At 70.3% G+C, this 13,589-nt stretch carries 9 protein-coding genes and 1 pseudogene; 7 read left to right on the plus strand and 3 right to left on the minus strand.

Translation table 11 applies throughout. The annotated features are described in order from the left end of the window. Positions 1–114 precede the first annotated feature (114 nt). Positions 115–3,213 (plus strand): TonB-dependent receptor domain-containing protein, encoded by a 3,099-nt coding sequence (locus LRS04_RS01115; protein ID WP_257814765.1) that lies wholly within the window; start codon positions 115–117, stop codon positions 3,211–3,213. Between the two features lie 279 nt (positions 3,214–3,492). Here LRS04_RS01115 and LRS04_RS01120 read toward each other — a convergent pair whose 3' ends face one another. Both LRS04_RS01120 and LRS04_RS01125 read right to left on the minus strand, forming a co-directional pair. Then, positions 3,493–4,491: a nitronate monooxygenase family protein gene (locus tag LRS04_RS01120; RefSeq protein ID WP_257814766.1), complete on the minus strand. Its 999-nt coding sequence runs from the start codon at positions 4,489–4,491 to the stop codon at positions 3,493–3,495. Positions 4,492–4,648: 157 nt separating this feature from the next. Continuing rightward, positions 4,649–5,611, minus strand: a complete 963-nt coding sequence (locus LRS04_RS01125) for an acetyl-CoA carboxylase carboxyltransferase subunit alpha (RefSeq protein WP_257814767.1) — start codon at positions 5,609–5,611, stop codon at positions 4,649–4,651. 136 nt (positions 5,612–5,747) lie between these two features. Between LRS04_RS01125 and LRS04_RS01130 the strand changes: the two genes are divergently transcribed. Both LRS04_RS01130 and LRS04_RS01135 read left to right on the plus strand, forming a co-directional pair. Then, on the plus strand, positions 5,748–6,413 hold the full coding sequence (locus LRS04_RS01130; RefSeq protein WP_257814768.1) for a DUF6766 family protein: 666 nt from the start codon (positions 5,748–5,750) through the stop codon (positions 6,411–6,413). A 181-nt stretch (positions 6,414–6,594) separates the two neighbouring features. Further along, the gene (locus tag LRS04_RS01135) at positions 6,595–7,341 is read left to right on the plus strand and encodes a glycine zipper domain-containing protein (RefSeq protein ID WP_257814769.1); all 747 of its coding nucleotides are present in this window, start codon (positions 6,595–6,597) and stop codon (positions 7,339–7,341) included. A gap of 228 nt (positions 7,342–7,569) precedes the next feature. Here LRS04_RS01135 and LRS04_RS01140 read toward each other — a convergent pair. Continuing rightward, a pseudogene (locus LRS04_RS01140) lies at positions 7,570–8,501 on the minus strand (site-specific tyrosine recombinase XerD). Positions 8,502–9,729: 1,228 nt separating this feature from the next. Here LRS04_RS01140 and LRS04_RS01145 point away from each other — a divergent pair. The 4 genes from LRS04_RS01145 to LRS04_RS01160 all read left to right on the plus strand — a co-directional run bounded on the left by LRS04_RS01145 (position 9,730) and on the right by LRS04_RS01160 (position 13,390). After that, positions 9,730–10,278 carry a shikimate kinase gene (locus LRS04_RS01145; protein ID WP_257814770.1) on the plus strand — a complete coding sequence of 183 codons (549 nt, stop codon included), beginning with the start codon at positions 9,730–9,732 and terminating at the stop codon, positions 10,276–10,278. After that, entirely contained in the window at positions 10,275–11,399 is a 1,125-nt protein-coding gene (aroB, locus tag LRS04_RS01150) for a 3-dehydroquinate synthase (RefSeq protein WP_257814771.1), read from the plus strand. The genes LRS04_RS01145 and aroB overlap by 4 nt, the downstream gene beginning before the upstream one ends. Beyond that, on the plus strand, positions 11,396–12,679 hold the full coding sequence (locus LRS04_RS01155) for an HlyC/CorC family transporter (protein WP_257814772.1): 1,284 nt from the start codon (positions 11,396–11,398) through the stop codon (positions 12,677–12,679). Before aroB ends, LRS04_RS01155 begins: the two co-directional genes overlap by 4 nt. 309 nt (positions 12,680–12,988) lie before the next feature. Then, positions 12,989–13,390, plus strand: coding sequence for a response regulator (locus LRS04_RS01160; RefSeq protein ID WP_374572571.1), 402 nt, complete (start codon positions 12,989–12,991; stop codon positions 13,388–13,390). Positions 13,391–13,589: the final 199 nt, after the last annotated feature.

Here is a 13,589-nt window from a genome sequence, read left to right on the forward strand (position 1 = left end):
GCAGGCGGGCCCCTGAAGCCCGTGGACGGCCAAATGCGTGCTGGAGTGGCCTTCGGCGCGCGCAAAACATCGACCAGGCCCGGGGGCCGCAGAATGAAAGTTGTGATGAGAAACATGCTCCGAACCGCGCTGCTCGGTTCCGCAGCGGCCGCCAGCCTGCTGGCCCTGCCGACCTTCGCCCAAGCCCAGGCCTCGGACGTCGCCGTCGACGAGATCGTCGTCACCGGCTCGCGTATCCGCCGTCCGGAACTGACCTCGGTCCAGCCGCTGCAGGTCATCAACACCGAGACGATGGAGGAGCGCGGCTTCACCAACGTCGCGGACGCCCTGAACGACCTGCCCTCCTCGGGCATCCCGATCAGCCCGATCGGCGACCAGGGCTCGTTCGGCGTCGGCCGTAACTTCATCAACATCTTCAACCTGGGCTCCAACCGGACCCTGACGCTGGTCAACGGCCGCCGCTTCGTGGGCGGCAACCCGGCCTCGATCTTCACCGGCGCCGCCGCCGGCGGCCAGGTCGACCTGAACGTCATCCCGACCGGCCTCGTCGACCGGATCGAGACCATCCAGGCCGGCGGCTCGGCCGTGTACGGCTCGGACGCCATCGCCGGCGTCATCAACGTCATCACCCGGACCGACTTCGAAGGCGTCGAGATCGACGGCCAGTACGGCGTTTCCGGCGAGAATGACGCCGAAGAATGGCGCGGCCGCATCACCGCCGGCCGGAAGTTCTTCGACGACCGCCTGAGCCTCTCGGGCAGCTACGAGTACAACGAGACCTCGACGCTCGGCTTCGTGGATCGCGAGCGGACCGCCGAGCAGCTGACCTTCGCCAGCAACCCGGCGAACACCAGCGGCACGGACAACATCCCGGGCTCGATCATCATCTTCAACCGCCGTATTCCGGAAGTGACGCTGGGCGGCCTGCCGTTCCGCGCCAACGCCGCCGGCACGGCGATCGCCGGCACCTCCTCGGCCAACGTCATCCGCATGCCGGACGGCAGCCTGGCCCAGTTCGCCCCGGGCGGCGCGCTCGTGCCCTACAACTTCGGCACGTTCTATTCCTCGTCGGTGGCGTCCGGCGGCGACGGCCTGAACCTGGCCGAGCTGTCCTCGCTGCAGTCGCCGGTGAAGCGTCACGTGGCCACGGCCTTCGCGCGCTACGAGGTGACCGACAGCATCCGCGTGAACGGTGAGTTCTTCTGGTCGCAGTTCGACGCGGAAGAGCCCTACAACCAGCCGATCTACAACGCCCCGCTGTTCGGCGGCACGTCGTCGGCGCTGCGGATGTCCACGGCCAACCCGTTCCTGCCGGCCGCCAGCCGCGCGATCCTCCTCGCGCAGCCGACGCCTCTGCCGGCCGACCCGGCGAACCCGGGCGAGCGGATCTTCTTCCTGTCGCGCGCCTCGATCGACATCGGCACCAACAAGACCACCGCCGAGGGTGACACCTGGCGCGGCGTCCTGGCCGTCGACGGCGACCTGAACTTCCTGGACCGCGACTTCTTCTGGGGGGCGTCGTTCACGCAAGGCGAAGGCAGCGGCAGCTTCCAGAGCCCGAACATCATCCAGACCCGCTTCGCCGACGCGATCGACGTGGTGCGGGACTCCTCGGGCGCCATCGTCTGCCGTAGCGCCGCGGCGCGGGCGGGCGGCTGCCAGCCGCTGAACCTGTTCGGCCTCGGCGCCCCGAGCCAAGCCGCGCTGGACTACGTCGGCGTGCAGTTCGAGTCGGAATACAAGATCCTGCAGACTGTCTACGAAGCCAACTTCGGCGGCGACATTGTGGATCTGCCGGCCGGCGCCTGGTCGTTCGCGGCCGGCGTGGAAGCCCGCTACGAGAAGTCGGACTTCAACCCGAACGCTCCGCAGGAAGCCGGTGTCGGCCGCTCGGCCGCCATCACGGCCCTGTCCGGCAAGTTCGACACCAAGGAATGGTACGCCGAGACCCTGGTCCCGGTGTTCGGCGGCGACTTCACCTTCCCGCTGCTGAACCGCCTTGAGTTCGAAGGCGCCTACCGCAAGGTCGACCACAGCCAGGCCGGCAAGGACAAGGCCTGGAGCTACGGCGGCCGCTGGTACCCGATCGCGGACCTGATGATCCGCGGTCAGAAGGCCCGCTCGTTCCGCGCTCCGGCGATCACCGAGCTGTTCCTGCCGACGGCGACCAGCTTCATGACCGCCACCGACCCCTGCGACTTCCGCAACATCGGCGGCGGCCCGAACCCGGCCACCCGTCGCGCGAACTGCCAGGCGGCGTTCCAGGCCCTCGGCCTGCCGGCGAACTTCAACCTGACCTCGAACGTGCAAGCGGCGACGGTTCAGGGCACGACGGCCGGCAATCCGAACCTCGGCAACGAAATCGCCAAGCAGTGGACCGCGGGCTTCGTCTACCAGCCCTCGCAGATCCCGGGCCTGGCCGTGAACTTCGACTGGGTGAACATCCAGCTCGAAGGCGCGATCTCGAACTTCACCCTGACCTCGATCCTGCAGGTCTGCTACGACTCCCCGGACAGCCCGGCCGACGCCTGCAGCCGCTTCACCCGCGGCAACAGCTCGACCGATCCCACCAACGGCCAGGGCCAGATCCTGACCAACGGTGCGCCGACGGGCGGCGGCGGCACGGCCACCGGCCCCTCCACCGGCTACATCAACGCCGGCTACACCAACTTCGAAGGCTTCACGGCGGGCGTCGACTACCGCATCGAGCTCTCGGACTGGCTGGGCGGCGCGTTCGGCGGCTGGATGGGCGGCGAGCCGGGCTCGCTGAACTTCAACTTCGACCTCTACCATGTGGAGCGTCAGGAGACCTCGGTCACCGGCCTGGGCTTCGACCTGAACCGCGACCACGGCGAGATCGGCAACGCCAAGTGGCGCTGGAAGCTGGACACGAACTACGATCGTGGCCCGCTCGGCATCAACTGGACGGTCAACTGGGTCGACGAGTCGCGGTTCAACAACGACTTCAACATCGAGAGCCGCTACCCGCTGAAGGTCGACGACTACTTCCTGCACGACGCCAGCATCACCTACGATCTGGCCGACGTGGTCGAAGGCTGGGGCATGGGCCTGGACAACGTCCGCGCCCGCCTCGTGATCCGCAACGTGTTCGACGAGAAGCCGCCGCTGGGCGCCACCAACTCGGCGAACGCCTACGGCACCTACGACTTCATCGGCCGCTACTACGTGCTGGGCCTCACCGCCCGGTTCTAGGACGCGGACCCGCCCAGGCCTCCGGGCCTGGGCGGGCCGATCGGAACTGCAAAGGAAGAGCCGCCGGGTCGCCCCGGCGGCTCTTTTCTTTTGTTTTCCTTCACCGTTGACGGGGAAGGGGGACTGTCGGCCGAGGCCGCAGGCCGTAGAGCGGATGGTGGAAGGGGCGACCGCTAGCTCGGCGCCCGGTCTCGCCCCCTCCACCGCACGCTCTTCGGCCGGCTCACGCCGGCCTCGGCGGGCGGTCCCCCCTCCCCCGCTTCGCAGGGGAGGAAAGGCTCAGGCCGTCTCGAACGCCCGCCTGACCACCATGCCGCCCAGCCGGCCGGTGATGATCTCCTCGGCCTCCCGGACCATGCGCGAGATCAGCTCGGCGCAGGTCGGGATGTCCTGGATCAGGCCCTGGACCTGCCCCGCCGACCAGATGCCGTAGTCGGGATCGCCCTCTTCATAGACCACCCGCCCGCGGACGCCGGCCACTAGGTCCTTCACGTCCTCGAACTTCGCCCCGCCCCGGCGCTCGATGGCCACGACCTCGTCGCTGACCGCGTTCTTCGCCACCCGGGCGGTGTTGTGCATGGTCCGGAAGATCAGGTTGGTCTGCCGCTCGTCGTTGGCGACGATCTGCTCCTTCACCTTCTGGTGGATCGGGCTCTCGACCGTGGCCATGAAGCGGGTGCCCATGTTGACGCCGTCGGCGCCGAGCGCCAGGGCGGCCACCAGGCCGCGGGCGTCGCCGAAGCCGCCCGAGGCGATCATCGGGATCTTCACCTTGTTGGCCGCCGCCGGGATCAGGATCAGACCGCCGACGTCGTCCTCGCCCGGGTGCCCCGCGCATTCCAGGCCGTCGATGGAGATGGCGTCGACGCCCATCCGCTCGGCCGACAGGGCGTGGCGGACCGCGGTGCACTTGTGGATCACCTTGATCCCGTGCTCCTTGAAGTGGTCGACGTGCTCCTGGGGCTTGTAGCCCGCCGTCTCGACGATCTTCACGCCGCCGTCGATGATCGCCTGCCGGTACTCGGCATAGGGCGGCGGCGTGATCGCCGGCAGGATCGTCAGGTTCACGCCGAACGGCTTGTCGGTCAGCTTCCGGCAGCGGTCGATCTCGCGCCGCAGGTCGTCGGGCGTGGGTTGGGTGAGGGCGGTGATGAAGCCCAGCCCGCCGGCATTGGCGACGGCGGCGACGAGCTCGGCCCGTCCGACCCACTGCATGCCGCCCTGGACGATGGGATGCTCGATCCCGAAGGTCTCGGTGAATCGCGTCTTCAGCGCCATGCGACGTTCCTCCAAACGATCGTTTGGACGAACTCAACAGCCCGACGCGGCGTCAGGCAACCCCCAGAGCCTTTCCGAATAGGAAAGGCTCGAAAACAGAAGGTGGAGCGTGGCGGGCGCCTGAACCGGCGACCACTTCAGGCTGCCACGCTCTGGTTTATTGCAGGCCCGAACGGCCGATGGCGTAGAACCGGTCCGCGCGGCGCTTTCGGAGCTCATCGGCGGAGAGCCCCTCCAGCCCGCTCAGCTCTTCCTCGAGCACGTCGCCGACCGTGGCCATGGCGGTCTCGGGATCGGAGTGGGCCCCGCCCGGCGGCTCCGGGATGACCCGGTCGACGATCTTCACGCCCAGCAGGTCCTGGGCAGTGATCTTCATGGCCTTGGCGGCGTCGGCCCCGGTGCGCGCGCCTCGCCAGAGGATCGAGTTGGCCCCCTCCGGCGCGATCACCGAATAGATGGCGTGCTCCAGGATCAGCACCCGGTTGGCGCCGGCGATGGCGATGGCCCCGCCCGAACCGCCCTCGCCGGTCACGATGGCCACGTTCGGCACGCCCAGCATCAGGCAGGCCTCGGTGGAGCGCGCGATGGCCTCGGCCACGCCGCGCTCCTCGGACGCGATGCCCGGATAGGCGCCCGCCGTATCGATGAAGCTCACCACCGGCAGCTTGAAGCGCTCGGCCAGCTCCATGAGCCGGATCGCCTTGCGGTAACCCTCGGGCCGGCTGTAGCCGAAGTTGTGCTTCACGCGGGTGACGGTGTCGCGGCCCTTCTCGTGGCCCATGACCACCACCGGGCGCCCGCGGAACCGGCCCAGGCCGCCGATGATCGCCTGGTCGTCCCCGAACGCGCGGTCGCCGCGCAGCTCCTGGAACTCCTCGATCAGGGTGGCGCAGTAGTCCACGAAGTGCGGCCGGTCCGGGTGGCGGGCCACCTGGGTCTTCTGCCAGGCGTCGAGGTTCGAGTAGGCGTCGCGGCGCAGCTCCTGGGCGCGCGTGCGCAGGGCCTCGATTTCCGCGTCGAAGGCGCCGGGACCCGCGGTCTCCGACAGCTTGGACAGCTCCTCGATCTTGGCTTCGAGATCGGCGATCGGACGCTCGAACTCGAGATAGTGGGCGACCATGCTGGGGCGCGGCTCCTGCCGGAAACGGAGGCGGCGGAAATTAGGCGGGTTCACCCGCGCTCACAAGTACGGCCTCGCGTGACTTGCGGTTCCGCAAGCGGCGGAACCTCGCCCCGTATCGAACCTTGAGAGGGCCATGGGCAAGCTTCTCCGGGACAACGGACTGACGCTGGCGCTCACCGCGCTCTTCCTGGCCAGCCTGGCGGGCCAGATCGTCGCCGGCTTCCTCCACGAAAACCACGAGCTGCGCGAGCACGGCCGGGCGGCGATCGTCCTTGGCGCCTACCTCTCCAGCGGGGCCTTCCTCTCCGCCCTCTTCGAGAACTGGGAGAGCGAGTTCCTGCAGATGTGGTTCTTCGTGATGCTCACGGCCTATCTGTTCCAGCGCGGCTCGCCGGAATCCAAGGACCCGGACAAGCCCGCGCCGCAGGACCGCGACCCCGCGCTGGACCAGGACAAGCCCAACGCGCCTTGGCCTGTGCGGGCCGGCGGCCTGGCGCGCGCCCTCTACGCTCATTCCCTGGGGCTCGCCCTGGCCGCGCTGTTCCTCGTCTCCTTCGTCCTGCACTACGTGAACAGCTTCCGGCAGGCGACCGAGGAAGCCCACACGCATGGCATCCAGGCGCCGACCTTCATCGCCTACCTTGCCAATTCCCAGTTCTGGTTCGAGTCCTTCCAGAACTGGCAGAGCGAGTTCCTGTCGACCGCGCTCCTGGTGGTCCTGGCGATCTTCCTGCGCGAGCGCGGCTCGCCCGAGAGCAAGCCCGTGGCCGCCCCGCACCACCAGACGGGCACGGACTAGGTCACGCAACCGTCACCGGCCGGAACGCTGGCCGTGCAACCTCCAGCTTCTCCGGGTGTTTGAACGCCCGAGGTCGAACAGGCCCCTCGTCGGAGGGATCTTGGACGCGCCTTCGAAGTGCAAAGCGTGGGAAACGCCCCTGACACAGGCCCCACGCTCTGAGGAGAAACGGAGCAGATACATGAACGCCACCCTGAAGATCGGGACGGCCTCGGCTCTGGCGCTGGCGATTGCTGCGCCGGCCGGCGCCCAGTACTACCGCCCCACACCGGAATACCAGGCCGCCCAGGCGCAGTACGACGCCCAGCGGGCCCAGTACGAGAACAGCCGCGAGGCCTACTACCAGTCCCGTGAGGACTATCGTGACGCCCGCGCCCAGTATGACCGCCGCCTGGCGAACTGGGAGCGCGACCGCGCCCGCTATGACGCCCGCTACGGCTACGGCGCCTACGCCCGCCGCTACGAGCGTCCGACCTGGGACGAGGCCTACTGGTCGAACCGCTACCCGGCCCCCTCGGCCGGCTACTATGGCGCCAACGCCAGCGCCACGACCGTGAAGTGCAACAACAACTCGACGGTCACCGCCGGCGTGATCGGCGCCCTGGCCGGCGCCGTGCTGGGCTCCAACGTGGCCGCCCGCAACGCCCGGACCGAAGGCGCCGTCCTCGGCGCGGTGGTCGGCGGCGGCCTTGGCGCGGCCGTCGGCAACGCCAACGACAAGTACAAGTGCGACAACCGCGGGCCGTACTTCACCTACAACGAGACGGTCCCGTACCGCGAAGCCGTGGGCAACCGCTCGTCGCGCTACAGCTACTACACCAGCCAGCGCTGCCGCCTGGCCCCCGCGCCGGCCAGCAACTACGGCGACGACTACCGCTACGTCCGCGTCTGCCCGGACAACCAGGGCCGCTACCGGATCACCGGCTAACGGCCGTCTGACCTGAGCGAAAATTGGGGCTGCGCCGGCGACGGTGCGGCCCCTTTTTCGTAGGCCAAGCCCTCTCCCTCCCCTCTCCCTCTCCGCTTCGCGGGGGAGAGGAGGTGAAGCTGAGCGGCCGAACCAAGCACTCCTCTCCCCCGACCCCCGCGAACACCGGGGGAAGAGAGGGAGAGGGTAGTAGGGAGAGGGAAAGGCGGCCGGCAGGACGGCCCAGGCCTAACTCTTCTTCGCCAGCGGGTGCTTGGTGGCCACAACCTGGGCCAGGCGGTCCCCGGCCACGTGGGTGTAGATCTGGGTCGTGGCGATGTCGGCGTGGCCGAGCAGCGTCTGGACGACCCTGAGGTCCGCGCCGCCCTCCAGCAGGTGGGTCGCGAAGGCGTGGCGCAGGACGTGCGGGCTGACCCGGGCCGGGTCGATGCCGGCGTCGGCCGCGGCCTCGTCCAGCAGCTGGGCGAAGCGGCGCGGCGTCAGCCGCCCGCCCTTGCCCCGCGACGGGAAGAGCCAGGGGTTGGCCCCGACATCTTTTGAACGCTCCCCCTTCGGCAGGAACTGCGGGCGGATCTCCAGGTAGGCCTTGACCGCCGCCCGCGCCGTCTCGTTCAGCGGGGCCAGCCGCTCCTTGCCGCCCTTGCCCTTCACGATCAGGTAGGCCGGGTCGCGCGCCAGGGCCGCGAGGCTCAGCGACGTCAGTTCCGAAATCCGCATCCCGGACGCATAGGCCAGCTCGACCATGCAGCCGAGGCGCAGCCCCTGGGCCCCATCGCGAGCCGAGGCGGCGGCGATCAGCCGGTCCATCTCGTCACGGCTCAGCACCTTCGGCAGCGCGCGCCCCTTCCTGGGGGCCTCCACCCGCCGCGAAGGGTCGTCGGCCCGCCAGCCCTCGCCCAGCACGAAGCGGTAGAACTGCCGGACCGCGGCGCGCCGGCGGGCGGCCGTGGCCGGCGACAGGCCCCGCGCGCCGAGCGCGGCGAAATAGGCCTCCACGTCCTCCGCCGAGGCCTTCGACAGGTCGCCGCCGCGGGCCGCCAGGAAGCCGGCGGCGTCCGCCAGGTCCTGCCGTAGGCCGTCAGCGTGTTCTTCGCCGCGGCGCGCTCCACGGCCATCATCTCGAGGAAGGCCTCGGCCCAGGCCGCGCCCTGGTCGCTCATTTCAGGCCCACAAGGCCCTCGAGGGCGAAGTTGCGCGCGTCCGCCTCCAGCCCGACCCGCATCAGGGCCCGCACGATCCGCGCCCGGTCGGCCAGGGCCGGCCCCGCGGCGCCGGCGTCGGCGGCGGTCCAGAGCGCCAGCAGCGCCGTCTCGCCGACGAGATTGCGCCCGGCGGCGTCGCCGAGCGCCAGGCTGCGGGCGGCCGGCGCCCTTGCCCTCGGGCGCGGCGAAGCCGGAGAGCCGTAGGCGTTCGGCGGGGGTCAGCTCGGGCTTCAGCGCGGCCATCAGCAGGGCCTGGCCCTGCAGCCGTCCGCGGGTCTTGGCGTCGGCCTCCGCCGCCGCGGCCACCAGGGCCGAGACGCCGTCGGCGGGGACCGGCTGCCCGGCCGCCACGGCCTGGGCGAGTTCCGCGACGCCGCCGGTCAGGCCGGAGAGATCGAAGACCGGTTCCGCCACCGCCGTCGCCGGCGCCTCGGCGCCGTCCAGGCCGAGGTTGCGGGACAGCGCATAGTCGAGGCCGTTGCGGGCCGACGCGGCGCCCGGCTGGCCAAGGCCCAGCTTGGCGCCCATCAGCCGGCCGTAGGTGGCGTCCCTCGCCTGCGCCTGGGCGAGGTCGAAGGTGAGCTGAGCCTGGGCGTGCTGTTCGGCCAACGCCTGGCAGAAGGCCCTGAGGCGAAGCCAGTAGGTCTGCTCTCTCCCGATCCCCAGCGCCTCGGCGATGCCGCAGGCCCGCGCATTGTCCCCGGCCAGCAGCGCGCTCTCGGCGGCGGCGCGGGAGAGGTCGGCGTTGCGCTCCAGGCCCGCGGCGCGTTCCAGGATCGCCGCGGCGGCGACGCCGTCGCCCAGCGCCAGCAGCGCGCCGGCCCGGGCGCCCAGCAGGGACGGGTCGTCGGCCCCGTCCGGGCCGCGCGCGCCGGTGGCCAGCACGCGCCTGGCCAGGGCCTGGGCGGCCGGCGACAGCGGCTTGCCCGTCAGCATCGGCAGGAGGGTCTTCTGCAGCTCCACGGAGCTTCCGCGCCACAGCGTGGGGGGCAGGCCGGTGTCCCGTCCCGAGACCGAGAAGGCGTCGGGGGCGGCCAGCGGCGCCACCTCCACCTGGGCGGCCGCCGGGCCTGTTGCGAGGAAGGCGGCGACAGCGAACGCGAGGGCAATCCGGACCATGCGGCGAGCATAGCCAAGCGCGGGAGTTGGCGCGAGGGCGGCGCCTCGTGTAAGCGTGGCAGCCTCCATGGACCGCTTCGACCCGCTGCGCCGCCGCACCATCGCCCTCGTCGGACTGATGGGCGTGGGGAAATCGAGCGTCGGCCGCCGGCTCGCCAGCGCCCTCGACCTGCCCTTCCGCGACGCCGACCACGAGGTGGAGGCCGCCGCCGGCCGGTCGATCTCGGACATCTTCACCGACCTGGGCGAGGCCGCCTTCCGCGAAGGCGAGCGCCGGGTGATCGCCCGCCTGCTCGACCAGCCGCCCCATGTGCTGGCCACCGGCGGCGGCGCCTTCATGAACCCGGAGACCCGCGCGCTGATCAAGTCGAAGGCCGTCTCGGTCTGGCTGAAGGCCGATCTCGAGCTGCTGGCCCGGCGCATCGCGCGCAAGGACACCCGCCCGCTGGTGGCCGGCAAGAACCCGTTGACCGTCCTGAAGGACCTGGCGGAGACCCGCTACCCCGTCTACGCCGAGGCCGACATCGCGGTGGAGACCGGCGACGCCGCCCACCATGTGACCGTGGAGCAGGTGATCCGGGCGCTCAGCGAGCACCTGGAGACCCGCGCCCAATGACCCCGCCTGAGCCCCGCATCGTGCCCGTGGGCCTTGGCGCGCGCGCCTATGAGGTCGTCATCGGCCAGGGCGTGCTGGACGAGGCCGGCCGGCGGCTGCTGCCGTTCCTGAAGAACCGGCGCGTGGCGGTCGTCAGCGACGAGACGGTCTGGGCGCTCCATGGCGCGCGCCTGACCGCCATCCTCGATCGCTCGGGAATCGACGTCGCGCCGGTGATCGTGCCGCCCGGCGAACAGACCAAGAGCTTCGAGGGGCTGGCCGACGTCTCCGACCGGCTGCTGGCGCTCGAGCTCGACCGCGGCGACCTGGTCGTGGCCTTCGGCGGCGGCGTGGTCGGGGACCTCGCGGGGTTTGCCGCGGCGATCTACAAGCGCGGGATCGACTTCGTGCAGATCCCCACCACCCTCCTGGCCCAGGTGGACTCCTCGGTCGGCGGCAAGACGGCGATCGACACCCCGCGCGGCAAGAACCTGGTGGGCGCCTTCCATCAGCCCAGGCTCGTCCTGGCCGACCTCGACGTGCTCGACACCCTGCCCGACCGGGAAATGCGCGCCGGCTACGCCGAGATCATCAAGTACGGCTTCCTGGGCGACGTCGGCTTCTTCGAGTGGCTGGAGGCCCACGGCCGCGCAGTGCTGGCCCGCGAGCCGGCGGCCCTGACCCACGCCGTGGCGCGGTCGGTGGAGATGAAGGCCGAGATCGTCGCCGAGGATGAGAAGGAGCAGGGCCGCCGCGCCCTCCTCAATCTCGGCCATACCTTCGGCCACGCCCTGGAGGCCGAGACCGGCTACGGCGAGGCCCTGCTGCACGGCGAGGCCGTGGCCGCCGGCATGGCGCTCGCCTATCGGTTCTCCGCCACGCAGGGGACCTGCGAGGCCCGGGACGCCGTCCGCGCCCAGGCGGCCATCGCCGCCGCCGGCCTGCCCACCCGCCTCGCCGATGTGCCCGGGGCGCCGTTCGCCGCCGAGCGCCTGGTCCGCCACATGGCCCAGGACAAGAAGGCCGAGGGCGGCCGGCTGACCTTCATCCTGGCGCGGGGTCTCGGCGAGGCCTACGTCGCTCGCGACGTGCCGGCCTATCAGGTGCGGGACTTCCTGCTCGCCGAGGGAGCCAAGGCGTGATCTTCGCCCTGATCGGGGCGCTCGCGCCCTCTCTGATCATCCTCTTGACGCTGTCAGGGCTGCTGTCTGCGGCCGAGACCTCGATGACCGCCGCCAGCCGCGCGCGCCTGCACCAGCTCGAGCGCGAGGGCGACCGCGCAGCGCGGCGGATCAACCGGCTGCTCTCCAACCAGGAGACGATGATCGGGGCCATCCTTCTGGCCAACAACGTCATCAACATCGGCGCCTCGGCCCTGACCACCAGCGTGCTGACCGCCGCCTTCCCGGGCCCGACGGGCGCGCTGATCGCCACCGGGGTGATGACCGTGCTGGTCGTGGTCTTCGCCGAGATCCTGCCCAAGACGCTCGCCATCGCCCGCGCCGACGACGTGGCCCGCGCGCTGTCGATCCCGACCTACTGGACCGTGCGCATCTTCGGCCCGCTGGCCAACGGGGCCCAGTGGATCGTGCGCCAGACCCTCCGGCCCTTCGGCATCCGGCTCGACATGGCCGTCGACGTCCTGGCCGCCCACGAGGAGATCCGCGGCGCGGTGGAGTACCACCACTCCGAGGGGCTGGTGGAGACCGGCGACCGCTACATGCTGGGCGGGGTGCTCGACCTGGCCGAGATGGACGTCGGCGAGGTCATGGTCCACCGCAAGGCGATCTCGATGATCGACGCCGACCTCAGCCCACGCGAGATCCTCGCCCAGGCGCTGGAGAGCGGCCATTCCCGCCTGCCGCTCTACCGCGAGGACCCGGAGAACATCGTCGGCGTCCTGCACGCCAAGGATCTGCTGCGCGCCCTCGCGGACGCCAACGGCAAGATCGACGCGCTGGACGTGAAGGCGATCATGCGCACGCCGTGGTTCATCCCGGAGACCACCAGCCTGAAGGACCAGCTCGGCGCCTTCCTGAAGCGCCACAACCACTTCGCCCTGGTGGTCGACGAATATGGCGCGCTGGAGGGCCTGATCACGCTGGAGGATATCCTCGAGGAGATCGTCGGCGAGATCGAGGACGAGCACGACGTGGTGGTCCCGGGCGTCCGGCCGGGCCCGGACGGCTCGGTGATTGTCGACGGATCGGTGACCATCCGTGACCTGAACCGCGCCATGAACTGGAACCTGCCCGACGACGAGGCGGTGACGGTGGCGGGCCTGCTGATCCACGAGGCGCGCAATATCCCCGACGTCGGCCAGGTGTTCGCCTTCCACCGCCACGAGTTCCGGGTGGTGGAGCGCAAGGGCAATCAGATCACAGTCCTGCAGATCTCGGCGCCGGAAGCGCTGCCGGAATAGCGGCCACGCTTGCGTCGCGCGCCAAAACAAAGTCTGGTCAGGGAACCGCGAGGGACGGCGCGGGTTGTAGTCAAGCTTGCGATCGGGGATCGTCCCGCTGATGTCTTTTGCCGACGAGACCGCCTCCTCGACCGGGAGCGCGGGCTGCCTGTACCCCGTTTCCACGGCGAGCGGCCGACTGTCAGCGTCCATTCACCTGCGTTCACGCCATATGTCCGCCCCCGAACTTACGGGTGGCCGCTTGCATGGCGCGCAGGAGCCCGGTCTTGTCGCATCGCGCACAGTAACGCCCGCGTTGGAGCCCTTTGAATGACGGACACTGCGAAGCTGGAAGGCCTGCGCGTCCTGGTGGTTGAAGACGAGATGATGGTCTCGATGTTGATCGAGGACATGCTCGGCGACCTCGGCTGCACGGTGATCGGCCCCGCCTCGCGGCTGGACGAGGCCATCGAGCTGGTCAACAGGGCCGAACTCGACTGCGCCGTGCTGGACGTGAACCTCGGCGGTCAGCCGATCTTCCCGCTCGCCGACCTGCTGCGCGCCAAGAGGGCGCCCCGTTCGCCTTCGCGACGGGGTATGGCGACGCGGGTCTGCGCGACGTGGATCGGGGCTCGCCGGTGCTGCAGAAGCCGTTCCGCGAGAGCGACTTGGCCCGCGTGCTGGGCGAGCTCCGGGCCGCGGTCGGCTGAGGACGGGGGCGCGTCCGGCTAGAGGTAGCCGAACGCCCAATATCGCCTGGGAATGAGCGCGTTCGGCTACAGGTAGCCGAACGCGCGGGCGCTGCCGTCCACGAGCGCGACGCCGATGGCGCCCGCCAGGAAGGTCAGCGACAGCAGGATCTTCATTTTCCCGTCTCCTCGATGTCCTCGCACTTCAGCAAGGACGCGGGAGATAGGGCGTGTCCGACGTC

It is taken from the genome of Phenylobacterium sp. J367, assembly GCF_024699985.1.
In the GTDB taxonomy this organism is placed as follows: Bacteria; Pseudomonadota; Alphaproteobacteria; order Caulobacterales; family Caulobacteraceae; genus Phenylobacterium.